The organism is Sporosarcina sp. 179-K 3D1 HS, assembly GCF_047228905.1.
In the GTDB taxonomy this organism is placed as follows: domain Bacteria; phylum Bacillota; class Bacilli; order Bacillales_A; family Planococcaceae; genus Sporosarcina.
Window position 1 is genome coordinate 40,076 of the sequence record NZ_JBFEGI010000006.1, and the last position, 25,799, is coordinate 65,874.

General features: G+C 47.3%; 22 protein-coding genes. 1 reads left to right on the forward strand and 21 read right to left on the reverse strand.

The features are described from left to right. Window position 1: 1 nt before the first annotated feature. The 15 genes from AB1K83_RS09650 to AB1K83_RS09720 form a co-directional block, all read right to left on the reverse strand. Window positions 2-502, reverse strand: a complete 501-nt coding sequence (locus AB1K83_RS09650; RefSeq protein WP_413057981.1) for a manganese efflux pump MntP family protein — start codon at window positions 500-502, stop codon at window positions 2-4. A 117-nt stretch (window positions 503-619) separates the two neighbouring features. After that, window positions 620-1,648 carry an L-threonylcarbamoyladenylate synthase gene (locus tag AB1K83_RS09655; protein WP_413057982.1) on the reverse strand — a complete coding sequence of 343 codons (1,029 nt, stop codon included), beginning with the start codon at window positions 1,646-1,648 and terminating at the stop codon, window positions 620-622. A 60-nt stretch (window positions 1,649-1,708) separates the two neighbouring features. Beyond that, window positions 1,709-2,266, reverse strand: coding sequence for a stage II sporulation protein R (locus AB1K83_RS09660; protein WP_413057983.1), 558 nt, complete (start codon window positions 2,264-2,266; stop codon window positions 1,709-1,711). Between the two features lie 43 nt (window positions 2,267-2,309). Continuing rightward, the gene (prmC, locus tag AB1K83_RS09665; protein WP_413057984.1) at window positions 2,310-3,215 is read right to left on the reverse strand and encodes a peptide chain release factor N(5)-glutamine methyltransferase; all 906 of its coding nucleotides are present in this window, start codon (window positions 3,213-3,215) and stop codon (window positions 2,310-2,312) included. Then, window positions 3,157-4,233, reverse strand: coding sequence for a peptide chain release factor 1 (gene prfA, locus AB1K83_RS09670; protein WP_413057985.1), 1,077 nt, complete (start codon window positions 4,231-4,233; stop codon window positions 3,157-3,159). Before prfA ends, prmC begins: the two co-directional genes overlap by 59 nt. A 358-nt stretch (window positions 4,234-4,591) precedes the next feature. Then, entirely contained in the window at window positions 4,592-5,200 is a 609-nt protein-coding gene (locus AB1K83_RS09675; RefSeq protein WP_413057986.1) for a thymidine kinase, read from the reverse strand. Window positions 5,201-5,688: 488 nt separating this feature from the next. Next, window positions 5,689-5,904, reverse strand: a complete 216-nt coding sequence (rpmE, locus tag AB1K83_RS09680; RefSeq protein ID WP_413057987.1) for a 50S ribosomal protein L31 — start codon at window positions 5,902-5,904, stop codon at window positions 5,689-5,691. Window positions 5,905-6,071: 167 nt separating this feature from the next. Beyond that, on the reverse strand, window positions 6,072-7,355 hold the full coding sequence (gene rho, locus AB1K83_RS09685; protein ID WP_413057988.1) for a transcription termination factor Rho: 1,284 nt from the start codon (window positions 7,353-7,355) through the stop codon (window positions 6,072-6,074). A gap of 122 nt (window positions 7,356-7,477) precedes the next feature. Continuing rightward, on the reverse strand, window positions 7,478-8,443 hold the full coding sequence (gene glpX / locus AB1K83_RS09690) for a class II fructose-bisphosphatase (RefSeq protein ID WP_413057989.1): 966 nt from the start codon (window positions 8,441-8,443) through the stop codon (window positions 7,478-7,480). Between the two features lie 108 nt (window positions 8,444-8,551). Continuing rightward, window positions 8,552-9,829 (reverse strand): UDP-N-acetylglucosamine 1-carboxyvinyltransferase, encoded by a 1,278-nt coding sequence (locus AB1K83_RS09695; RefSeq protein WP_413057990.1) that lies wholly within the window; start codon window positions 9,827-9,829, stop codon window positions 8,552-8,554. A gap of 19 nt (window positions 9,830-9,848) precedes the next feature. Continuing rightward, window positions 9,849-10,496, reverse strand: coding sequence for a fructose-6-phosphate aldolase (fsa, locus tag AB1K83_RS09700; RefSeq protein ID WP_413057991.1), 648 nt, complete (start codon window positions 10,494-10,496; stop codon window positions 9,849-9,851). A gap of 83 nt (window positions 10,497-10,579) precedes the next feature. Next, complete coding sequence (locus AB1K83_RS09705) at window positions 10,580-11,437, reverse strand: class II fructose-bisphosphate aldolase (RefSeq protein WP_413057992.1); 858 nt, start codon at window positions 11,435-11,437, stop codon at window positions 10,580-10,582. Window positions 11,438-11,545: 108 nt separating this feature from the next. Next, complete coding sequence (locus AB1K83_RS09710) at window positions 11,546-11,908, reverse strand: response regulator (RefSeq protein ID WP_413057993.1); 363 nt, start codon at window positions 11,906-11,908, stop codon at window positions 11,546-11,548. Between the two features lie 657 nt (window positions 11,909-12,565). Continuing rightward, a complete protein-coding gene (locus tag AB1K83_RS09715; RefSeq protein WP_413057994.1) occupies window positions 12,566-13,222 on the reverse strand; it encodes a response regulator transcription factor in 657 nt (218 codons plus the stop codon). Further along, entirely contained in the window at window positions 13,200-15,554 is a 2,355-nt protein-coding gene (locus tag AB1K83_RS09720; protein WP_413057995.1) for a sensor histidine kinase, read from the reverse strand. Before AB1K83_RS09720 ends, AB1K83_RS09715 begins: the two co-directional genes overlap by 23 nt. 218 nt (window positions 15,555-15,772) lie before the next feature. Between AB1K83_RS09720 and AB1K83_RS09725 the strand changes: the two genes are divergently transcribed. After that, window positions 15,773-16,285, forward strand: a complete 513-nt coding sequence (locus AB1K83_RS09725) for a DUF2529 family protein (protein WP_413057996.1) — start codon at window positions 15,773-15,775, stop codon at window positions 16,283-16,285. A gap of 80 nt (window positions 16,286-16,365) precedes the next feature. On the opposite strand, the gene AB1K83_RS09730 is transcribed toward AB1K83_RS09725, so the two are convergent. The 6 genes from AB1K83_RS09730 to AB1K83_RS09755 form a co-directional block, all read right to left on the reverse strand. Beyond that, on the reverse strand, window positions 16,366-17,970 hold the full coding sequence (locus AB1K83_RS09730) for a CTP synthase (RefSeq protein WP_413057997.1): 1,605 nt from the start codon (window positions 17,968-17,970) through the stop codon (window positions 16,366-16,368). A 148-nt stretch (window positions 17,971-18,118) separates the two neighbouring features. Continuing rightward, window positions 18,119-18,694, reverse strand: a complete 576-nt coding sequence (gene rpoE / locus AB1K83_RS09735) for a DNA-directed RNA polymerase subunit delta (protein WP_413057998.1) — start codon at window positions 18,692-18,694, stop codon at window positions 18,119-18,121. 483 nt (window positions 18,695-19,177) lie between these two features. Continuing rightward, a complete protein-coding gene (icmF, locus tag AB1K83_RS09740; RefSeq protein ID WP_413057999.1) occupies window positions 19,178-22,441 on the reverse strand; it encodes a fused isobutyryl-CoA mutase/GTPase IcmF in 3,264 nt (1,087 codons plus the stop codon). 383 nt (window positions 22,442-22,824) lie between these two features. Beyond that, window positions 22,825-23,463: a TetR/AcrR family transcriptional regulator gene (locus tag AB1K83_RS09745; protein ID WP_413058000.1), complete on the reverse strand. Its 639-nt coding sequence runs from the start codon at window positions 23,461-23,463 to the stop codon at window positions 22,825-22,827. A 13-nt stretch (window positions 23,464-23,476) separates the two neighbouring features. Continuing rightward, entirely contained in the window at window positions 23,477-24,616 is a 1,140-nt protein-coding gene (locus tag AB1K83_RS09750; protein ID WP_413058001.1) for an acyl-CoA dehydrogenase, read from the reverse strand. A gap of 33 nt (window positions 24,617-24,649) precedes the next feature. Continuing rightward, window positions 24,650-25,786, reverse strand: a complete 1,137-nt coding sequence (locus tag AB1K83_RS09755) for an acyl-CoA dehydrogenase (protein ID WP_413058002.1) — start codon at window positions 25,784-25,786, stop codon at window positions 24,650-24,652. Window positions 25,787-25,799 lie beyond the last annotated feature (13 nt).

Here is a 25,799-nt window from a genome sequence, read left to right on the forward strand (position 1 = left end):
TTCAACTAAAACATGACATTATCCCCATAACTGTCAAGATTACACCTGCTATAATCCTTAAAACCTTTCCATTTTTTATACCAAGCTTTGTCCGAAGCACGAGGACGGCATACGAAAAGAACAGAGCAAAGAAACCGGAGGCAGCAATATATAGAAATTTATTCATTTGAAGCATACCAAATGAAACACTAACCGAAAAGGAATCCAGACTCACCGCCAAGGCAACCAAGAACGGAGGCACTTGTTTCGTCTGAGGGCTGCTATCATCCTGTAGAAGCATATGTACGCCAATCAACGCCAGCAAGATTCCTGAGAGCAGACTGCTCCATTCCGAAAAGAGATGCGCCGAAAACTCTCCCATTTCAAAACCGATAAAAGGGAGGACTATATTGAGAAAAGATGTCCAAAATGCAAGGAGCAATCTACCCCGTCTCACTTGTAAAAGCGCGTAAACGATCACGATGTCAATTGTCGTCACGCCTGCCGCAAATAGTTCCGCCAATTGAAAACCTCCTTGGAAACCGCGTCCGTCCATCTTATGCGGATACCAAGGAGGTCATACGTATTCAGTTAATCAAACCAACAACTTTCAAATTAAGAGGATGTCTCCAGATCAAGTTCAATCGTTGTATTGTTTGCCATCGGCCGCTTTCGTCAGCCGGTTCATCACAGCTACACCAACACCGCTCAAATCCGTTTCCACGGCAAGGATGACGTCCGCTTTCGTCATATCACACTGACGGAGGGCCCGGTATAAGTTGGACGCCATCGCTTCATGGTCATGGAGCGAACCGATCGAAAAATACCAATCCGCCACTTCCGTTTTCATTTCATCGGGTCCGACAACAGCAACCTGCTTCCCTTCGCTTTGCAACGTTTGAATCGCACCCTCTATTTTCCGGCTGTCAGGATGAATGACGAATAAAGGGGCCTCTGGCGCGTAATGGGTATATTTCATCCCCGGGGAACGGGGTGCCCGCTCGATGCTACTGCTGCTCTCGATTTGAACCGGGCCGATTACTTCTTCGATCATTTCACGAGTCGTGTTGCCTGGCCGCAAAATAGTTGGCGGCACTGTCGTCATGTCCAATACAGTTGATTCGACTCCCACTCCGGTCCGCCCCCCGTCCAAAATCATCGGTATCCTTCCATCCAGATCATCCAGCACATGGGATGCCTCTGTCGGGCTCGGTTTACCGCTTCGGTTCGCACTCGGTGCGGCTAACGGGTCGCCTAAGGTACGCAATAAGCGGAGCGCTACCGGATGGTCGGGCATCCGGATACCAACGGTTTCCACGCCAGGTGTCACACTTGGGGCAATCAAGCCCGGTTTCATATCAAACACCAAGGTAAGAGGGCCTGGCCAAAATGCTTCCATTAACTTTTTTGCATCATCCGTAATGCCTGACGCAAATTTCTCGACCTCTTCGGCATTTCCTATATGTACAATTAGCGGATTATCGGAGGGACGGCCTTTCGCCTCGAAAATCTTGCGGACGGCCGCTTCGTCAGTCGCCACAGCTCCCAGCCCGTACACAGTTTCGGTCGGAAACGAGACGACTCCCCCATTTTTCAATATATCCACAGCTTGTTTATAAATTTTTTCATTATCCATAGAGTTATCCACGGAAATAAGAATTGTTTCCACTCTACCAACCCCCTTTTATACACAACTCAATCTACTTATCCACATTTATTGTTGATAAACTTAAGAAAACAACTTTTTTATCCACTCCCATATAAAGAATACAACTTTTTCATCTTCCGCTTCTTCTTTATCAGGAAAACAAATTTTCGGAAATAATGCACACCACCAATTATCCCCACGTCCGCTGCCAATCGTCAATACATACGCGTCATACCGCGCTTGGGGATGAATGAAATATCCGGATCGTTTCGGTGGAAATAAAGCGTCCGTTCTCATGAGAGAAACCGCTCGACCATCCGATAATCCGTTTGCGGCTGCAATAATGGCCGGTTCCAATGCTTTCAAGTTATCCACAAGCTCCGCTTTCGAACCCGAAGTAGCCAGCGCCTTTTCAATCATCGGTGCGATCTCCTGTTGGATGTCCTCCTTGATCTGTTGATCGGACGGTGCGTCGGAATGGGCCAATACGCGGAAACGGATCGTCTCCTCCTCTTCCGGCGCCATCGTTAATAAAGTGACGACCGCTTGGACGATGATGAGCAATAGAATCATTTCGATGAACGGTAGTATTTTATCCACAATCGGTTTTTTTCTCGTAATCACGTAATCTGGCAACATATCTTTCCCCTCCTACCTGCATTGTTACCAGGGGAGGAGAAATCTATTCACCAATCTTGCAAAATATCATCCGGTCCTTACCGTTGATATCTTTTATCAATTCAATCATCGCCGCAGGGAATGCTTTTTCGAATAACGCGCAGACGGCAGGTCCTTGCAAATGACCGATTTCCAGTCCAATCAATGCGGGCTTGTTCATCAACGGAGGCAGGCTTTCAGCAAGCTTCCGATAGAAGAACAGGCCATCCTCATCTGCAAATAAAGCGCCATGCGGTTCGTAACCGAGGACGGTATCCGACATTTCACGCGCTTCTTCATGGGCGATATACGGCGGATTGGACAGAATGATATCCCATGTACGATTGATGATGGGTGCCGCCATATCGCCTCGCAGAAACGTCACATCCGCCTGGTGACGTGCGGCATTTTTTCGCGCTACGGCCAGCGCTTCTTCGCTTATATCCGTAGCGGTCACCTTCGCTTCAGGCCACTCTTTTTTTAAAGTGATCGCAATCGCTCCGCTTCCTGTCCCGATATCCGCCATTTGAATCGTTTTGTCGCGGAACAGCGAATTCCCGCGGTTTATTGCACCCAGTACAAGCTCTTCCGTCTCCGGACGTGGAATCAACACATGTTCATTGACAAGAAAGGAGCGCCCATAAAAGTCTTCTGTGCCGATGATATATTGGACTGGTTTCCCTGTGAGCAATTCCTCGGTTTGATTCCAAAATAATTCAGATTGTTCGGGTGTCAACGGTTCGCGCAAGTCGGCAAGCAGCGCGGCGCCCGGTTTGCCGGTCACCGATTCCATCAACAGGTGTGCAGCATGCGTTTCAAGACCGCGCTCTTTCAATAAAGAAGAGGCGCGATGCAGCGCCTCGTGAATTTTCTCAGTCATGGCGATCCAAGCTTTCCAGCCGGTACGCCTGCTCTTCCATGATGAGCGCATCGATGACTTCATCCAGTTTCCCTTCGATGATCTGGTCCAGTTTCTGGATCGTCAAGCCGATGCGGTGATCCGTCACCCGGTTTTGCGGGAAGTTATACGTGCGCACGCGTTCGGAGCGATCCCCTGTTCCGACGGCGGACTTCCGCTTTTCATCGTATTCCGCTTGTGCTTCCCGGGTAAATTTGTCGTAAATTCGGGCGCGTAACACTTTCATCGCCTTCTCTTTATTTTTGATCTGCGATTTTTCATCTTGGCACGAAACGGTGATGCCCGTCGGAAGGTGAGTCAGCCGAACAGCTGACATCGTCGTATTAACGGACTGACCTCCGGGACCGGATGATGCGAATGTGTCGGTCCGGATGTCTTTTTCATGGATATCAATTTCGACTTCCTCCGCTTCCGGCAAGCAAGCGACCGTCGCGGTGGACGTATGGATCCGGCCGCCCGATTCCGTTTCCGGCACACGCTGCACCCGATGCGCCCCGTTCTCAAACTTTAATTTGGAATAGGCCCCCGTGCCATTTATGAGAAAAATGATTTCCTTGAAACCACCTAGCTCGGTCGGCGACGAATCCATTACTTCCACTTTCCAATTGTTATGCTCGGCATACCGGCTATACATGCGGAACAAGCTAGCGGCAAACAACGCTGCCTCATCCCCGCCGGCCGCACCCCGAATTTCCATAATAACGTTCTTATTATCATTCGGATCTTTCGGCACCAGCAATAGTTTTAATTTGGCCTCCAGCTCCTCAATACGGTCGGATAACTCCGATACCTCCAGCTTGACGAGCTCTTTCATCTCGTCATCCAGTGATTCATTCAACATTTCTTTGGCACTATCCAATTCGGAGGTTGCGCTTTTATAAGCACGATACGTCTCCACGGTCTCTTGCAACCCCGATTGCTCTTTCGAATACTCCCGAAGCTTCGTCATATCACTGACCACCTCAGGATCGCTTAGCAATTCATTCAGATGATCATAACGATCCTCTACTGCCTGCAGCCTTTCAAACATTCTAGTACACCTCATCTTTAGGACTGTTTTGTACGTTCATTGTACGGGAAACGGAGGTGGAAATACAGTGGTTTCTGTGGCAACGACGGGGTCCCGGAATCAAGACGGGGATTTTGCAACATTTCCCCGGGACTTCATTATGCTTTTCACCAACTTCAAAACGTTTTACACCAACTACACAACGTTCGCGAGACCTCAAAACATTTCCCCGGCACTTTACAACGTTTTCCATGAACCTTGAAACGTCTCACACAGACCTCTCAACATTCCACACTGACTTCCAAACGTTTCTGCCCCACCTCACAACGTTCCCTATACCGAAAAACCGCCCGGCGACTGCCGGACGGGAATGCACTTTCTATTCTTTTGCCGCCACTGAATTAACGCAAGCGCCTTTGGGGACTTCGTGGTGAAGTCTGCAGCGGGGTTCATACGCCTCGGAAGCACCGACTAATATGACAGGATCGTCATAGCCGGCGGGCATGCCATTGATAAGCCGTTGTGTCCGACTGGCAGGCGAACCGCATACCGTGCAGACAGCCTGTAATTTGGTTACATGTTCGGCGACCGCCATGAGTCTCGGCATCGGTCCGAACGGTTCCCCACGGAAGTCTTGATCCAAACCCGCAATGATGACGCGGAACCCCCGATCTGCTAACTCCATTACCGTGTCGACTATGCCTTCATCAAAAAATTGAGCTTCGTCGATGGCAATGACATCATAGTCATCGCTGACAAATTCCTCAATATGACTCGAGCTCGCAACTGGATTGGCGATAACAGTTGTCCCATTATGGCTCACGACCGCCTCATCACTATACCGATCATCAATCTCCGGTTTGAACACCGCAATCTTCTGCTTGGCAAATTGGGCGCGCCTGACGCGGCGGATCAATTCCTCAGATTTCCCTGAAAACATGCTGCCGCAAATCACTTCGATCCAACCGCCCTGCATTGTGACATACATATTGATTCCCCCCTTCCGCTTTTCATAATTAATAACCGCGAGTTTTTATATGTATTTTTATTATCTGCTCATTAGTCTGGAGAGCCAAGACATGACAGTTTGAGACAGGGCCCTTACAGTTGCCCCATTTGCAATGACAGTTCGCATAATTGCCGTGACAATTTGGCCGGAACATGACAGTTTCAGGCGGAGCCCTTACAGTTGCCCCATTTGCCATGACAGTTGGAGAAATTGCCATGATAGTTTGACCGGGACATGACAGTTTCAGGCGGGGCCCTGACAGTTTGCCCATTTGCCATGACAGTTGGAAAGATTGCCATGACAATTTGGCCGGGCCATGACAGTTTCAGACCGCGCCCTGACAGTTTGCCCATTTGCCATGACTGTTAGATAAATTGCCATGACAATTCCAAAGATGCTCCCGCCCAAGGCCCAATTAAATGAAATACCCGCCAGGCGCGTTGGCACCTGACGGGTATGTGAAAGGCTTACTCTTGGACTTCTTCTTTGAGGCCGTATTTTTTGTTGAAGCGGTCGACGCGGCCGTCCGCAGCAGCAAATTTTTGGCGTCCTGTGTAGAACGGGTGGCACTCAGAGCAAACTTCCACGCGGATGTCCTCTTTGACAGAACCTGTTTCGAATGTGTTGCCACATGAACAAGTAACAGTTGCTAGTTTATAAGCTGGATGAATTCCTGCTTTCATCAATCTCTCTCCTCTCGCCCTGAACCATCTGGAACAGAGTTGTTTTATAAGACTGATGCCTTACACGACCCGAATATGCCAGTCGTATATGCAGCAGATGGTATATACCATACCTAAAGCATTATAGCAAATCCATCCTCCCTACGCAACATTTTTCTCTGCGCTTTTTACAAGAGGCCTTTCCCTTTCCGGTGCGCTTTCATCTCTTCATTTAACACATCAAAGAACTCGTCATTCGTTTTGGATTGGCGTAGTTTTTTCAAGAAGCGTTCCGCGAAATCAGGCGCATCGGAGAACGTCTTGCGGATCGCCCAGAGCTTTTCCAACTGGTCTGCCGGGATAAGCAGTTCCTCTTTCCGCGTTCCCGAGCGGCGGATATCAAGCGCAGGAAACACCCGGCGTTCTGCCAGATGACGGTCCAAATGAAGTTCCATATTGCCCGTCCCTTTGAACTCTTCATAGATGACTTCATCCATCCGGGAGCCCGTATCAATCAGAGCCGTCGCCAGAATCGTCAAACTACCGCCTTCTTCTAGATTGCGAGCCGCTCCGAAAAACCGTTTCGGGCGATGGAAGGCAGCCGGGTCGATCCCCCCGGATAACGTCCGTCCACTTGGCGGAATGACCAAGTTATACGCACGCGCCAACCGAGTGATGGAGTCCATCAAAATGACGACATCACGCTTATGCTCGACCAGGCGCATTGCCCGTTCCAAGACAAGCTCCGCCACTTTCACGTGATTTTCCGGCACTTCATCAAACGTCGAACTGACGACATCGGCTTTGACGGATCGTTCAATATCCGTCACCTCTTCCGGCCGCTCATCAATCAATAGAACGATCAACTCTGTCTCCGGATGGTTGGTCGTAATGGAGTTAGCGATTTCTTTTAACAACATCGTTTTTCCGGCTTTCGGCGGTGCGACAATCAATCCACGTTGTCCGAAGCCAACCGGTGAAACCAAGTCCATGATCCGGGTGGATAATTTAGTTGGGCTTGTTTCCAGCTTAATATGTCGGTCCGGATAGAGCGGCGTCAATGCTGGGAAATGCACTCGTTCCCGTGCGACTTCCGGATCTTCGCCGTTGACCGCCTCCACATGGAGCAAGCCGTAATATCGTTCCGATTCTTTCGGAGGCCGCACCTTCCCGGTCACTTTATCCCCATTCCGCAAGTCAAAACGTCGAATTTGCGAAGCGGAGATATAAATATCCTCCGAACTCGGTGAATAGTTGATCGGTCGAAGGAATCCGTACCCTTCCGACTGAATAATTTCCAGGACACCTTCCATGAAGAAATAGCCTTCCTGTTCTGCCCGCGATTTCAGGATGGCGAAAATCAATTCCTTTTTCGTCAGTTTGCTGTAATAGGAAATCTGATATTGTTTCGCAAGGGAATATAACTCTTTCAGTGTCATATTTTCCAGCGCCGATATCGTTATAATTGTCATATGATGGCACCACGCTTTATCTTAATGGATTGCAAAATGAGGTTTATTTCAAAAAGGTAGGTCGTACGATTTTCTAAAGTAGAAGGTGCCCGGTCAGAAAATTGGCCGGGCGATGAGGTAAATCAATCCTGCATGACGAGTAGAGGTTTTTTCTTCATGCTGTGGCGGCCTTCAACAAATCGAATTGTGCCCGATTTGGACCGCATAACAAGTGAATGGGTTTCACTATACGCACCTTTGAATTGTACACCACGGAGCAACTCTCCGTCTGTCACGCCAGTCGCGGCAAAAATGGCGTCGTCACCCTTGACCAAGTCCTCCATACGAAGCACTTGATTGACATCGATTCCCATCCTTTTGCAGCGTTCCACTTCTTCTTCATTGGACGGAACAAGACGGCCTTGAATCTCTCCGCCTAGACATTTCAACCCAACAGCCGCAATGACGCCCTCCGGAGCTCCGCCCATTCCAAAGAGGATATCTACGCCTGTTTCGTCGAATGCCGTGTTGATGGCAGCCGCCACATCACCGTCATTGATCAGTTTAATGCGTGCACCTGCAGCACGGATTTCTTCAATGATCTTGGCATGGCGCTCCCGGTTCAAGACAGTTGCCACTACATCTTCGATCGCTTTGTTTTTCGCCTTAGCTACAGCTAACAGATTATCCGTCACGGACGCATCGATGTCGATTTTTCCGACCGCTTCCGGGCCAACAGCGATTTTATTCATATACATATCCGGCGCGTTCAAGAGGTTGCCTTCGTCCGCAATGGCGATAACCGCCAGCGCATTCCAGCCGCCTGCTGCTACGATGTTCGTGCCTTCCAGCGGATCAACGGCAACGTCCACTGCCGGTCCTACGCCTGTCCCAAGTTCTTCGCCAATATAGAGCATCGGCGCTTCGTCCATCTCCCCTTCACCGATGACGACGACTCCTTGCATCGGGATTGTATCGAATACGGTGCGCATCGCTGTAGTCGCGGCATCGTCCGCTTCATTCTTCAATCCGCGCCCCATCCAGCGTGCCGCCGATACGGCAGCCGCTTCTGTGACTCGGACCAATTCCATCGATAAACTGCGTTCCATTCAAGTTCCTCCTGTTTTACGGGTTCAGCCAGAGTGTTCTCCGCTGACCGATTTCGGCCGTAAGATTTGCTTCTTCAACACATTATAACATATAGATTGCCGTACGGTTCAATCCCCTACGACAGCAGTATGCGGGATGGTCACTTTCCGTATATCTGCTCCGATGCCCTGGAGCTTTTCGATCATATTGCTATAGCCTCTTTCAATATGTTGGATTTCTTGGACTTCCGTTTCACCGTCCGCAATCAATCCAGCAATGACAAGAGCTGCCCCCGCTCGCAAATCGGATACGCGAACCGTCGCCGCTTGCAAGGGAGTTGGTCCAGACAAGATGCCTGATCGGCCTTCGACCCGGGCATCGGCATTCATTCTCCGCAATTCATCGAGATGCTTGAATCTTGCTGAATAGACGGTATCCGTGATGACGGACGTTCCGGCCGCTTGGGTGAGCAGTACGGAGAACGGCTGTTGGAGGTCTGTCGGAAAACCGGGATAAACGAGCGTCTTAATATCGACAGCCTGCAAGTCGGAGGATTTTGGAATGAAAATCTTCTCTTCACCTTCCATGACGTTGACGCCCATTTCCCTTAATTTCGCGGTTAAGGATTCGACATGTAGAGGAATGACATTGTCAATGGTCACTCCATCACCCGCCACGGCCGCCATGATCATGAACGTGCCGGCTTCGATCCTGTCAGGTATGATCGTATGCTTCGTGCCATGCAGCTTTTCGACCCCTTCGATCCGGATGACATTCGTCCCGGCTCCTTTGATGTTGGCGCCCATATTGGACAATAAAGTCGCCACATCGATGATTTCCGGTTCTTTCGCGGCATTCTCGATCGTCGTCCGCCCTTTTGCCAACACGGCTGCCAGCATGATATTAATCGTTGCACCAACGCTTACGACGTCCAAATATATTTTCGCACCGCGCAATTCCTCGGCACGCAAGTAGATGGCGCCATGCTCGTTCGTCACTTTGGCGCCAAGCGCTTCAAATCCTTTAATATGCTGGTCGATTGGTCGGGGGCCCAGATGACAGCCGCCCGGAAGCCCGATGACTGCATTTTTGAATCGTCCAAGCATCGCTCCCATCATGTAATAGGAGGCGCGAAGTTTTTTCACGTTGCCGTTCGGAAGCGGCATCGACACCATTTCGGATGGATCGATTGTCATCGTCCCGGCTTTAAAATCCACTGTCCCCCCGATATCTTCCAATAGGGCTTTCAGTGTCAGGACATCGGATATTTCCGGAAGCCCTTCAATGGTTACCGTTGAATCTGCCAAAATTGAAGCGGGAATGAGAGCAACGGCGCTATTTTTTGCACCGCTCACTTTGATGGTCCCGCGTAGAGGGTTGCCACCTTTGATTTTATAAACGTCCATTTCTGTCTCCTTTGGCACGTCACTTGTTCTTTCTAGATTCCCAATCCGCAAGGAACGCTTCGATTCCTTTGTCTGTTAGCGGATGGTTGAATAGCTGTTGCAATACTTTGAATGGCGTTGTGGAGATATGGGCACCGTTCAATGCAGCATCGGTAATATGTTGCGGATGGCGGATCGAAGCAGCGATGATTTCCGTTTGGATGTCATGGATCGTGAAAATATCCGCGATCGTGCTGATCAATGCCATACCGTCATGTCCGATGTCATCGAGCCGTCCGAGAAACGGAGAAACATATGTCGCCCCTGCTCGAGCCGCCAACAATGCTTGGTTCGCACTGAAGATCAAAGTGACATTCGTTTTAATGCCTTCATCGGCAAAAACACGGCATGCTTTAAGCCCTTCTGGCGTCATCGGCAATTTCACCGTGATATTCGGCGCGATTTTTGCCAACTCCCGCCCTTCTTCAATCATGCCTTCCGCGTCTAGCGCGATGACTTCCGCACTGACCGATCCCGGGACAAGCGCCGTGATCTCACGGAGGCGGTCATGGAACGATACATTCTCCTTTGCCACGAGGGAAGGGTTGGTCGTTACGCCAGAGAGGATGCCCCAACTGTGCGCTTCTTTGATTTCTTCAAAATTCGCTGTGTCAATAAAAAACTTCAATGCAATGTCCTCCTAATCATATCGTATGGAAAAGAAGGAGAACCCATCCGTTTACAGAGGTTTCTCCTTTATCATGTTCAGTATTATGCTTTTTGAGAGCTTCCGAACTCACGCATTTTGCCGATCACCGTTTGTTTGATAGCTTCCCGCATTGGAGCCAGATATTTACGCGGATCGTAGACGTCCTGATCGGATGCCAAAGTTTCACGGACCGCTTGCGTCCCTTCAATTTGGTTTTCCGTATTGACGTTGATCTTTGCAGTTCCTAGTGAAATGGCACGCTGAATATCTTTTGTCGGAATTCCCGTACCGCCATGGAGGACAAGCGGCAAATCGGATTGGCTTGATATTTCCTCCATCTCTTTGAAACCGAGATTCGGCTCGCCTTTATACGGGCCATGCACAGAGCCCAACGCTGGTGCTAGGCAATCAATATCGGTCTTTTCGACGAGTTCTTTACATTCCGCTGGATCTGCGTAAATGACTCCGTCGGCGATGACATCGTCTTCTTGGCCGCCAACCACGCCAAGCTCCGCTTCAACGGAAACGCCACGCGCATGTGCGTATTCCACGACTTGCTTTGTAATTTCAATGTTTTCCGCGAGCGGCTTGGATGACGCATCGATCATGACTGACGTAAAGCCGGCATCGATCGCTTCCTTACATTTTTCAAAACTGGAGCCGTGATCCAGATGAATGGCGACCGGCACAGTGATTTGATAGTCGTGCATTAGACCTTTCACCATATTGACGACTGTCGTAAAGCCGCCCATATATCGACCAGCACCTTCCGAAACCCCAAGAATGACAGGAGATTGCTCTTCTTGTGCTGCTTGTAAAATAGCTTGCGTATATTCAAGGTTGTTCAGGTTGAACTGCCCAATGGCATAACCTTCTTTTTTCCCTTTGATCATCATTTCTTTCATGGAAACGAGTGCCATGCGAATTCCTCCTCCAGATAGTGAAAATGGACAATTTCAGCTTAAATTTCTCTTCATTTTACCCTTATACATCATATCAAAGACAGACAGTGTTTTCCACTGCCTGCCTTAAGCGCGGGCAAATAGTCCATTTACAGCGTCCCGGATTTCATAAATGTCAAAAGGTTTAGCAAAATAGAGGATTTCGCCTGACTTGTCCGTCCCTTCCGGCAGCTCACTTTCTTCATAGGCTGTCATCATGATGACAGGAACTTCCGGGCAAATGATTTTCAGTTGTTGAAGTGCTTCGATACCATCCATGCCCGGCATTTTCGTATCAAGCAGAATACATCCCGGAATTTCCTCCTGGACAGCTTGGAGCGCTTCAATTCCATTTCCGGCAAGCCTTGTCCGATATCCCTCTTTACGGAATAATTCGTCAAGAAGTAGACGAATGCCTGCTTGGTCATCAACGATTAAAAGTGATTTCATCTGATAACCTTCTTCCCTGTTTTTTGCAGCAGTTAGATATATAATATATATTATACTGAATAGTGATTTATCCTTTTTTTATTTCTATAAATTTATTTTAACGGGATAAATACCAACTTCCCATGTATCGCAGACCCCTGTAAAATTACCATCTTCTCCTAGTGAATCCCAATAAATATTCAACAAACAAAAATATGGGAACGAGGGGCGATTTTAGAGTCCAACTCGAATAATCATTGGATTTAAGCCATTTACTCGGATACACAAACTATTACACGTCTGGCAGATCCTCTTTTCCTCTCATTACATCAAATAATAGCTAGATAATTTTTTTGAAAAACCAAGTAAAACAGCGACATTTGAATTACCAATAATTACCCCTTTAAAAATAAATCCCTTGCTGCTCGCTCTACAATAAAACATTATTATTCGAATAATAAATAAATGGCATATGTTAACTGTTAAAATTTATCAGTTTACGAATTCATATTAACTTTTCTTAGATATTACTATCTATTTTCACATAAAATCTTATTATTTTCACCGTAATTCAAGTTACGGCTTTCCGCATCCTCTTTGCGGTATCGGTTCTTTTTCTCCCACCTAACTTCTTATTTTGAAAAGAGAAAAGACCAGCACTATGCCGGTCTTCTCCCTTCACCCTATATCTTGCAAGGACAGCAAGCCGTATTCCTTCGCTTTCAGCAAGGCTTCTGTCCGTGAACTGACTTTCAGTTTTGAAAAGATTTTCGTCAAGTGGTATTCAACGGTCCGTTGGCTCATAGAAAGATTGCTGGCAATCACTTTATTCGTCAATCCTTTGGAAATCCCTTCCAAAATCTGTTGTTCCCGGTTAGTCAATAAGATATTGCCTATATTCAGCTGCCCTTCGTCTGTAGAAGGCAGGGTATCGATTCTCCTGAGTTGCTTTACCAGATGGAGTGGGAGTACAGCTTCGCCCCGAAGTGCGCAGTGAATGGCTGTCGTCAATTGCTCCCCGGTGGCCGTTTTACTAATAAACCCTTTCACCCCTGCATCAACGAGCACGTTAAAATGTGTCACTAGATCGAACCCCGTGTAGATGAGAACCGTCGCTTCGGAATTTTCTTGTAAAATCAGTTTTGTCATCTCGATGCCGTTCATGTTAGGCATGAATAAGTCAATAAGATAGATATCATAAGTTTGCTTTTTGATCTCCTGTATCGCTTCTTCCATATCAGTGATGATGGTCGCTTCCCAATCTTGTTCTTGTTCAATCATCGAACGGGTCCCTTCCCCGACAACCGGATGATCATCCACGATTAATATGTTCACTTTGATTGGTCCCTCCCACTTTCAATTCGATCTGCACTTCCACCCCTGCTCCTACTTCCGTCTCAATCGACATCCTGCCTCCCACACTTTTTACCCTCTCCCGCATGCCGGATAAACCCATTGTTTTGAAAGAGTTGGTCATAGCCTCCTTATCGAATCCGATCCCGTTGTCTTTGTATTGTAACCTCAAGACAGGTCCCTCTTTCCGCAATGAGAGTTTCACTTCAGATGCTTCGGAATGTTTCATAGCGTTATTTAACAATTCCTGTACTACCCGATATAAAGTCATTTCCAAATCATGATCCAACCGCTGAATGGCCGGATCCAACTCGTCGTCCAGCAGAAAATCGCATCGTAGTTTTGTTTGGCCGATCAAATGATGGATCGACTGGATCATCCCTATTTCATTCAAAAAAGGAGGCCGCAGCTCGTAACACGCCTCTCTGATTAAATGGATCATGTCAAGCATTCGTTCTTTAACATCTTTCAACTCTTTTTTAATGATGAAATTCGACTCATTGATAATAATTCGATCAATCTCTCTCAATAGTTGAAGTTGGTCTTGTAAGACAGTATTGTGTAAATCGATCGATAAATTAGCGCGTTCCTTTTCCGACAAGGCAAATAAGAGCCGGGACAGCCAAAGCGGATGATTCTCCTCCGATTCATGCTCCAACTTGTACTCTTCAATTTGCTTGGCGAGTCCCTCGATCAACTGGAAGTTTTCAAGCAGGATACTCGACACGTAGGCCAACGTCTCCAGCCAAATTCTCTCTTGCACATTCAACCGCGCGTTCGTTTTCTTGCATCCGAATAGGATCATTCGTTTCGTATCGCGTGCTCCCCCGATGACCATCGCCGTCCGATCGGCCACTTCCACTAACGTCCCCGTTTGTACCGTCTCCCAAGGCTCCCTTTGGAGTTCCTCAGCAATTGCGGAGCTGATATGATCCTGATTGTTGAATCTCCATCTAGATTCTCCATCTTTCAAAACCAATTCAACGTATTGAATCTCTTTGACCAACAGAACATCCCGGATTTCATTCATAAGATTTTGGATCAAGCTCGTTACCTCGGTCTCATATTTCGCTTTTTGAAAGAATTTGTACAAGCTCTCTTCAAATTGATTTTTCTGTGAGAATAAATGATGCCTTAATTCGTAATCCAATATTTCCTTTATATATAAAGATACAGTCGTACAAAAGAAAACAATAATAAAGGTGAGGAGAATGACAGGAAGCGATCGCTCCATATCAAGGAGAATGATTAACAAGGCACCAATCATGAAAGTATATGGGAAGGCCACGAGTGAATAATATCTCAACCGGCTCAGGAAAAACTCGATATCAAACAGTTTTTTAGCCAGTTGTAAATAGACGAAAGCAAAAGGAATGGATATGATAAAGACCGTCGTGACTTCAATAGGAATCCATTCTTTCCCGGTCAGCGAAATCGGGAGTGCCGAAAATAAAACCAACGGACCAAAAGCGAATAAAAGTGTCATTCCCAGAATGGCAATTACCGCACTGCCCTCCGTTTTTTTATGTTTCAAATAGAATCGGATCAACAGAGTCAGCAAAAAAATGGTTAGCATCGAGAAAAAGAATAGAACGAATCGTTTCGTGTCAAACCTGTTATGAATCAATTGGTTGCCGATTGTCACCACTAAAAACATCGAGTTCAGTATATATAAACCGATTAATGTCTTTTTATTGATAAAAGTCTTCCCGAGAGCTTGAAAATATTTTTGCGAAAAATGCGTAAATAGGATTAATGAACTTGATAAGGTACTTAGTAAGATGATTCTACCAAGCACGTCTCCTCGCGCGGTCACAAAAATACTGATATAACAAATGCCGATGGACAGCAGGAAATAAGATAATATTCTTGCCGATTTTTCGTTATTTGCTTTTCGATAAAGAAAGAAGCTCAGCATAATGGAGGTGGCGCAAAATAAAATGGGTAACACTACGTAAAAAATGGCTTTCTTATTAAATAACGTATGGGTCACTTTAAACGTACGGGCCAGTCCATTACGACTTGCCAGCGTAATCGTTTTTACCTTTTCGACACTCCGGTAGCGATTTACAGTATAATGATGATCCGGTGTTTCTCCATTCACAAGTTGCACATGATCCCCTCGTTGAATGGCTTGGTTGTAAGCCCAACTATATTTTATCACGTTCGAAACTATCCAACGGTCTTCGATTTTTTCAACGCCCAATCCAGTAACGGGATACTTCAGAATGAGGAACGTGAAATATCCGAAAAGGATAACGGATAGGACAACTGGCAGCAAGTAGATGGCCGGCACTTGGTAGTATCGTTTCATGATGGTCACGCCTTCTCCTAAAAACCATTGGATATTCTTTTCACTCTTTCGTCCAAGCCAGATGGTTTTTGAAATATTTTACAGTCATTTATCCTTCTAGCATACCATAAAAACTATTTTCCTAGGTTGTTAAATATTTCTAACTCTTCAGTCACGTTCAAATCATAAATACGGTTTATTTGTCTTATTGAATTTATAATGAAATAGAGGTGATGAGCTTGAAAATATTATCGACACAGGTGAGTGGCCTGCTGCAACGAATTGTTTCGAATGAAGAGGAAGCAATTGAAGAAACGGCCCGTCTGTTGGCACAGGCGGCCGTCGGGGAAGGCCGGGTGATCCTGGCGGCCTTCGGCGAGATGGAGGCGGTGACTTTCACTGCCCTGGACGGGGTTGAACCGTTTTCCGGAGCCGTCCGGTATGAATCGGGCATGGCGATCGAATCAGCTGATCGAGTGTGGCTGTTGACACGCAGCGTGAACGACCCCTCCGCTTTGGAGCTTGCTCGAAGCCTTGCCGAGCAATTCATCCCATTCGGAGCACTTGCTGCGGAAAAACCGGACGAGGACAATGAACTTGCTGATTTGGCATACACGTATATTTCAACAGGTTTATTGAAAGGACTCTTGCCCGGAGAGAATGGCGAACGGATCGTCCAACCCCATGCGCTTGCAGCCTTATTCATTTATGAAGCCGTGAAATTAGCTTACGATGAAATGCTGGGCGAGTAACAAGTGCATCGTATTACAAATCTGAGCTTTAAGAATGCAAAAAAACGTAGAAGCTTTTTTCGGCCTCTACGTTTTTTTTGTTATTCAGATTGATGAGCTAACGCCGCACCGACAAAATCGCGCAATAATGGTTGCGGACGGGTCGGACGTGAAATGAATTCAGGGTGGAATTGGCAACCGATGAAGAATGGATGCTCTTGCAGCTCGATAATTTCCACAAGTTCATCATCGGGGCTCACTCCAGCCATGATCATGCCAGCTTCTTCAAATTGATTTCTATACTCATTATTGAATTCATAACGATGACGGTGGCGTTCATGTACGAGTTCTTCTCCGTATGCTTGGCGCGCTTTCGTTCCTTCCTTCACTTTGCACGGATGGGATCCCAGACGCATTAGACCACCGGATTCGCTAGATGCTGTCATATCGGATTGATTTTCAAATAACGGATATTCAGCTTCCATGTTGAATTCAGTGGAATGGGCATCTGTCATGCCAAGCACGTTGCGGGCAAATTCCACCGCAGCCAGCTGCATGCCAAGACCAATTCCGATAAACGGAATTTTATTTGTGCGGGCGAACTGAATTGCTGCCATTTTCCCATCGATCCCACGATCCCCGAATCCGCCAGGCACCATGATACCATCGACTTCTCCCAAGATGTCCGCTACGTTCTCTTCGTTCACTTCCTCGGAGTTGATCCATTTCACTTCGATATCTGTATCAAATTGATAGCCCGCGTGACGAAGCGCTTCTACTGCAGAAATATAGGCATCTTGCAGTTCTACATACTTCCCGACAAGTCCGATGCTTACTTTCTTCGAAAGGGATTTCACCAAGTGGACGAGGTCTTTGACATCCGAAAGATCAGGCTCTTTCGTTTCCAATCCGAGGAAGTCCACTACAATTTTGTCCATATGCTGCTCATGAAGTCGGAGAGGTACTTCGTACAACGTCTCCGCATCCAGGGCTTCAATCACTTCTTCCGGCTTAATGTTACAGAACAGAGCAATTTTGTCTTTCATCTCCTGTGGAACCGGATATTCACTGCGTACAACAATCATATTCGGCTGGATGCCGAGGCTTCTTAATTCCTTCACGCTATGTTGGGTCGGTTTTGTTTTCATTTCACCCGCCGCATGGAGATACGGAATGAGCGTATTATGGATATACATGACGTCGTTTTTCCCAAGGTCGGTCTTCATCTGGCGGATGGCTTCCAAATATGGCAGAGATTCAATATCCCCTACGCTGCCCCCGATTTCCGTAATGACGACATCTGCATTTGTTTCCTTCCCCGCACGCTTGATCAGGCTTTTGATTTCATTCGTAATATGCGGAATGACTTGGACGGTCGCGCCCATATATTCACCGCTCCGCTCTTTTTTCAATACGGAGGAATAGACTTTACCCATGGTGACGTTCGAGTATTTGTTCAGCTCAATGTCTATGAAGCGCTCATAGTGGCCGAGGTCGAGATCCGTCTCCGCCCCGTCCTGCGTGACAAATACTTCTCCATGTTGGTACGGACTCATCATTCGCGGGTCTACGTTTATATAAGGATCAAATTTTTGCATTGTCACTTCTAAACCTCGACTTTTTAACAGTCTTCCAAGGGATGCTGCATTAATTCCCTTTCCGAGTGATGAAACGACACCGCCAGTTACGAAAATATACTTTGTCATGCCAAACTCCTCCGTTCGCTACATTTATAATGAAAAATTAAAAAACGCTCCGTCTGAATTCCAGAGGAGCGCATATGCATTAGTTCAAGTGTCCTTTTTTTAGGAGCCCTGTAAAATCTTATAGCGTTCTACTTGCGAAGTCAAGAGATTATTCTTCAATCTCCTCATCTTCTTCAAATTCATCTTCTTCCTCTTCGTCCTCAAGGTCCAGATCCTCATCATCCGGTATGATTTCCAAGTCGTCATCCGGTTCTAGGAGATCTTCCTCCAATTCGATGATCTCTTCGTCTTCTTCATCTTCGAGGTCATCGTCGTCTTCTATCTCATCATCTTCTTCGATCAGTTCATCATACTCTTCTTCATCTTCATCGTATAGTTCTTCCTCTTCTTCATCATCCAGCACTTTTTTCTTCTTCTTTTTACGCACTTTGACGACCGGTGCAGTCTCTTCTTCGATCTGCTCAACCGGATACCATTCGCGCAAGCCCCAGCGGTTATCATGGATGGCGATGAATCTGCCGTCAATGTTCAGGTCTGTATAAAACTGTTGCAATTTAGCCTTCATTTCGCTTTCGCTTATTCCCGTAAGTTCGCGGATTTCATCCATCAGCTGTTGGAATGTAAGCGACTCATGTCTTTCTGTCAAAATGGCATAGACGATATCGATCATCGACTCTTCTGCCAGTTGCTCCTTTGTCAGTTCACGGATATTCAACAAACGCACGTCCTTTCTAAATCAATTCCATCTAGGCGGTTTTAATATAAAATGATATAAAGGATATCAACCTCTGTCGTAGATGCTGTTATTCAGGTTACCCAAATAACTCTCATTAAAATTTATGACATCCGCCGATGAAAGCATACTACTCATTATATACAATAATTCCGGAATTTAGCTACAATCTTTTGCTCCTTCTAAAAAGAAGAAATTCTTTAATGCAAATAAAAATCAGATATATGCCCGCAAGGAAGAAAGGGATGGCTCCTAATCCATTGCCATATAACAAGAAGATAAGAATGACTAGGATTGTGATAATCAATAGATGAATAGTAAATTTCAAGCCAACACCCCATTTCCATCGTCCCTCCCATTATACATGGAGGAAGCAACCCAACGCCATGAATTCGAACCAATTTTAGCAATTTTCAAAGTAAAAATCCGTGCCGAACTAAAAGTTCACACGGATTTTCACCCAAGCCGATCGAATTACATATTGCGGCGGTATTGGCCTCCCACTTCGTAAAGGGCATTTGTAATTTGGCCAAGGCTCGCGACTTTGACAGTTTCCATCAGTTGCGCGAAAATATTGCCGCCGGTCACTGCTGTCTCTTTCAGTTTTTGTAATGCTTTCTCAGTTTCTCCTGTATGACGTTTTTGGAATTCACGCAAGTTGATGATTTGCGACTCCTTTTCTTCCTTCGTCGCCCGTGCGATTTCCATATTGTCGATATCTTCCTCGGATGGAGGATTCGGATTCAAATATGTGTTCACCCCGATGATCGGCAGTTCGCCTGAATGTTTCAGATGCTCGTAGTACATGGATTCCTCTTGGATCTTCCCACGTTGATACTGGGTTTCCATTGATCCGAGAACGCCTCCACGGTCGTTCAAGCGGTCGAATTCCGTCAAGACCGCTTCTTCCACAAGGTCTGTCAGTTCTTCAATAATAAAGGATCCTTGCAACGGGTTTTCGTTTTTGGAAAGCCCATGCTCTTTTGTAATGATCATCTGGATCGCCATCGCCCGGCGGACCGATTCTTCCGTCGGTGTCGTGATTGCTTCATCATACGCATTCGTGTGGAGGGAATTACAGTTATCCTGCAATGCCATGAGCGCCTGCAATGTTGTCCGGATATCGTTGAAGTCGATTTCCTGAGCGTGCAAGCTGCGTCCTGACGTCTGCACATGATATTTCAACTTCTGACTGCGTTCATTCGCCCCGTATTTTTCCCGCATGGCAACTGCCCAAATCCGGCGTGCCACTCGGCCGATCACCGTATATTCCGGATCGAGCCCGTTCGAGAAGAAGAAGGATAGGTTCGGTGCAAAGTCATCAATATGCATGCCGCGGCTCAAGTAATACTCGACATACGTAAAGCCGTTGGATAACGTGAACGCCAATTGTGAAATCGGGTTTGCACCCGCTTCAGCGATATGGTAGCCCGAAATGGACACTGAGTAGTAATTGCGCACTTTTTTGTCAATGAAATACTGCTGGATATCCCCCATCATGCGAAGCGCGAATTCTGTCGAGAAGATACACGTATTTTGTCCTTGGTCTTCTTTCAGGATATCAGCTTGCACCGTTCCTCGGACGACTTGCAGCGTAGCGTCGCGCACTTCTGTGAATTCTTCGACAGTCAGTGTGCGTCCCAGTTCCTCTTCTTTCAAGCGGATTTGCTGGTCAACTGCCGTGTTCATGAACATGGCCAAGATAATCGGTGCAGGTCCATTGATTGTCATCGAGACGGATGTCGATGGAGCGCATAAGTCAAAGCCATCATATAATTTTTTCATATCATCCAGCGTACAGACACTCACACCGGACTCACCGACTTTACCGAAAATATCCGGGCGCTCATTCGGGTCTTCTCCGTATAGTGTAACCGAGTCGAAAGCAGTCGATAGACGTTTCGCGTCATCGTCCTTGGACAGGTAGTGGAAGCGGCGGTTCGTCCGCTCCGGCGTACCTTCTCCGGCGAATTGGCGCTTCGGATCTTCCCCTTCCCGTTTGAATGGGAAAACGCCTGCTGTGTAAGGATAGGAACCCGGTACGTTTTCTTTATACACCCAGCGTAAAATCTCGCCATAGTCTTCAAATTTCGGTAGAACGACTTTCGGTATTTTCAAGCCGGCCAAGCTCGTTGTCGTAAGTGCTGTCCGAAGTTCTTTGTCTCGGATTTTCGTAACAAATTCATCACCCGAATACGATTCCTTCAGTGCGTTCCAATTTTGGATGATACGCTTGGATTCGGCGGTCAGTTCATCTTTCACACCGTCCGCAAGCGATTGTAAAGAAGCGACCAGCTTATCATCGGGCGCCTTTTCTTTCACCGCTTCAATGGCGCCTTCCAGTTGGAATAAACGGCGCGCAAATTCCACCTGTTGCGCTGATCGTTTATGGTAATCTCGGACCGTACTCGCAATTTCCCGTAAGTAGTGCTGACGGTCGTTCGGAATGATGACATTCTGTTTCTGTGTCTTGATGAATTGAGCATATGATGTTTCCCAATCCAAGCCACATTTTTCATTCAGCACATTCACGATTGCCGCAAATAGCGAATTCGTCCCTTTGTCGTTGAACTGGCTTGCGATCGTTCCGTAAACCGGCATGGCATCAATCTCTTTATCCCAAAGGCCGCGGCTTCGCTGATATTGTTTCTGGACTTGGCGAAGTGCGTCTTCGGAACCTTTGCGCTCGAATTTATTAATGACAATCAAGTCGGCGAAATCGATCATGTCGATTTTCTCAAGTTGCGTCGGCGCCCCGAATTCACTCGTCATAACATACATTGAGACATCGGACACTTCCGTGATTTCCGCATCGCCTTGGCCGATACCGCTCGTTTCCACGACGATCAGGTCGTAACCTGCTGTTTTGACGACGTCGAGCACGTCTTTGATGGCACCCGACAGTTCGGTGCGGGATCCACGTGTCGCCAAGCTGCGCATGAATACCCGTTTGTTGAAGATCGCATTCATCCGGATCCGGTCGCCGAGCAGCGCACCGCCCGTTTTTTGCTTCGTCGGGTCAATCGAGAGAATGGCCACTTTCTTATCTGGAAGTTCTTGCAGGAAGCGGCGGATGAGTTCATCGGTAAGGGAACTCTTTCCCGCTCCCCCGGTTCCTGTGATACCGAGAATTGGCGTATTTTTGGAGAGCGTTCTTGCTTTTTCGATGAGCTGTTCCGCTTGCTTATCATTTTTCCCATGCTTTTCTTCCACATAAGTGATCAAGTTAGCAAGCGTCTCAGGATGGTCCGGGTTCACTTTTTCCAAGTTGGCCATTTCATTATCCGCTTCAGTCAGGAAGTCGCACTCTTCCAACATGCGGTTGATCATCCCTTGAAGGCCCATTTTACGGCCATCTTCCGGCGAGAAAATCCACGCGATGCCGTAATCATGCAGTTCCTTTATTTCCTTCGGGATAATGACCCCACCGCCACCGCCGTAAATGCGGATATGTGGCGCACCTCTTTCTTGCAGGAGATCGTGCATGTACTTAAAATATTCGACGTGCCCTCCTTGATAGGAAGAGATGGCAATCCCTTGGACGTCTTCCTGGATGGCCGCGTTCACGACTTCCTCCACCGAACGGTTATGTCCAAGATGGATGACTTCCGCTCCACTGGATTGCAAAATGCGGCGCATAATATTGATTGAAGCATCATGGCCATCAAACAGGCTGGACGCTGTCACAAAACGGATGTGATGCTTCGGTTTATAAATCTCGACTGGCGCTGTTACCATTACTAAAACACCCCTTCTGCCCAACTAGGCGTAGTATACTTTTATTATTTGAATCAAGTTTTGAGGAACGCTCATAATTCTGCGCAGGCGATCATAACTCCCGCGAACCAATCTTATTTCCACGCAAGCGCCCATAAATTCCGAGGACCGCTCATATTCCCCACACAAACGCTCATATCTCCACAAACGCGCATATTTCCACAAACGCGCATATTTCCACAGACGCGCTCATTAAGATGAGGGCAAACTGCAATCTCCCTGCAAATCTACCATTCAACTAGTGAAAGCGCTCCCAGTTTTGTTACACGGGATGCCAGGTACTGCCACAATTCGAAAAAGACGCGAATAGTGACAATATCCTGGCACCCTGGAGACAGCGATGTTCAACGGATTTCTTCGCGTTCACGGACGATGCCGTTGAGGAACTGATCCGTTTGGATACGGATATAATCTTCGATGGTCATATCTTTATCAAAAGCCCATCTCCGGAACGCCCACATTTGTCCTTGGACGACGATGTGGTTGGCGGCGATCCGGAGTTCTTCATCGGTGATGCGGAGTTCTCCCGAACGGGCACAGGTTTTGAATAAGTTTTCAAATAGGGCAACCATCTCCATCTCCTTTTGCAGGACATACCCTAAGGCATCCTTCGGCAAGGATTTGGATTCTTGGTACATGACAAGGAACTCATCCGACATATTGTCAATCAAATGGAAGTACTTGGCGATGGCCAGCCGAATGCCTTCCACGGTCCCCTCTTGATCCAACGATCCGTTCAGGCGGTTGAGCACTTTGTTGTAAATATTATCGCAGACGAGGTAGAGTACGTCTTCCTTCGTTCGGATGTATTCATAAAGCGTACCAATGCTGAAGCCGGCCTCTTTCGCAATTTCCCGTGTCGTGGCCCGATGGAAACCTTTCTTTCTAAAAAGCTTGACGGCACCCCGGATCATTTGCTCCCGACGTTTTTCTATCAAATTCTCGTCTTTTACAGACGATTTGACTACTAGTTTTTTCTCCATACGAACCCCCCGTTTATTTTGTCAGCATACGGGAGATAACAAGACGTTGAATTTCTTGCGTCCCTTCGTAAATTTGCGTGATTTTTGCATCGCGCATGAAACGCTCCACCGGGTAATCTTTCGTATAACCGTAACCTCCAAATACTTGGACCGCTTCGGTTGTCACTTTCATCGCTGTATCTCCGGCCATCAATTTCGCCATGGCCGACTCTTTTCCGTATGGCAAGTTATTCGATTCGAGCCAAGCTGCCTGATATGTTAGCAGACGGGAAGCTTCGATCGCTGTCGCCATGTCAGCCAACTTGAAGCCGATGCCTTGGTTCGCCGCAATCGGCTTACCGAATTGGACACGCTCTTTCGCATAGTCGACCGATGCATCCAGCGCACCTTGTGCAATTCCGACTGCTTGCGCGGCAATCCCGTTGCGCCCGCCATCCAATGTCTTCATTGCGATAATGAAACCTTCGCCCTCTTCACCCAAAAGATTCTCTTTCGGTACACGGCAGTTTTCAAACATGATTTCCGTTGTAGGAGAGGAACGGATTCCGAGCTTCTTCTCTTTTTTCCCGACGGAGAAGCCTGCAAAGTCTTTCTCCACGATAAATGCGCTCGTTCCTTTATGTTTCGATTCCGGATCTGTCACCGCAAAGACGATATAGATATCCGCGATACCGCCGTTTGTAATGAAGATTTTGGAACCATTCAGGACATAGTCGTCGCCATCCAGTTTGGCAGTCGTACGCATGCCTCCTGCATCTGAACCGGAACCCGGCTCTGTCAGGCCATACGCACCGATTTTTGTGCCTTCCGCCATCGGACGAAGATATTTTTGCTTTTGCTCTTCTGTACCATATTTGAATACCGGCCATCCTGCAAGAGAAGTATGCGCGGAAAGGGTAACTCCTGTTGATGCACAGACGCGGGATAATTCTTCCACCGCAATGACATACGCGAGGTAGTCACTGCCGATGCCCCCGTACTCTTCCGGCCAAGGAATACCTGTCAAGCCGAGCTCAGCCATCTTTTCAAACAAAGCCATATCGAAACGTTCTTCTTCATCCCGTTCCGCTGCTGTTGGAGCGACTTCATTCTCCGCAAAGTCACGCACCATTTTCCGAATCATTTCATGTTCTTCTGATAATTTGAAATCCATATTGGTCCCCACCTTGTATTTATTCATATATGATTATTTGGTTAATTGTTTGGAAATGACGAGTCGTTGAATTTCGCTCGTTCCTTCATAAATCTGAGTCACTTTCGCATCTCGGAAATAACGTTCGACCGGATAGTCTTCCGTATAGCCATATCCACCGAATACTTGGATCGCTTCGATCGAGCAGTCGACCGCCGTTTGGGATGCGAATAACTTGGCCATGGACGCCTCTTTTCCGCAAGACAGCCCTTCCGCTCGCATCTGCGCTGCCCGATAAACGAGCAATTTAGCGGCTTCCACTGCTGTCGCCATATCTGCCAATTTGAAACCAACGCCTTGTTGAGCGGCAATTGGTTTGCCGAACTGGACGCGCTCTTTCGCGTACTCGGTCGCTGCTTCCAAAGAAGCTTCTGCAATACCGAGCGCTTGTGCCCCGATGCCGATCCGACCGACATCGAGATTCGCCATGGCAATCTTAAATCCTTCGCCTTCTACGCCAAGCACTTTGTCTTCCGGCACTTTCATGTCTTCAAATGTCAATTGCACCGTCCGGGATCCATGAAGCCCCATCTTCTCCTCATCTTTACCGATGATTAATCCAGGGGTATCTTTATCCACGATGAACGCCGTAGTTCCGTACGAACCTTTTGACGGATCCGTTGAGGCGAACACGATGTAGACATCCGCTTCCCCGCCATTCGTAATGAACACTTTGGATCCGTTCAGCACATAATGGCCATCTTTTTTAATAGCCCGCGTTTTCAAGGAACCCGCGTCCGATCCAGCTGAAGGTTCAGTCAGGCAAAATGCACCGAGATATTCACCGCTGGCCATTTTTGGAACGTAGTCTTGCTTTTGTTGTTCATTACCGAAATAGAGGATCGGATTCGTTCCGACCGAAGTATGGACAGATAAGATCACACCGACAACTGCACTCACCTTTGAAAGTTCGTTGATTGCGATGATGTAGGAAATGAAATCCATTCCTGATCCGCCGTATTCTTCCGGAACTGCGATGCCCATAAGCCCGAGTTCGCCCATTTTCGTCAAAATCTCACGCGGGAACTCCCCTGCTTCCATTCGAGGAACAAATGGCTCGATCTCTGTTTTGGCAAAATTCCGCACCATGTCGCGCATCATCAGTTGTTCTTCGGTAAATTGTAAATCCATATCGTTTGCTCTC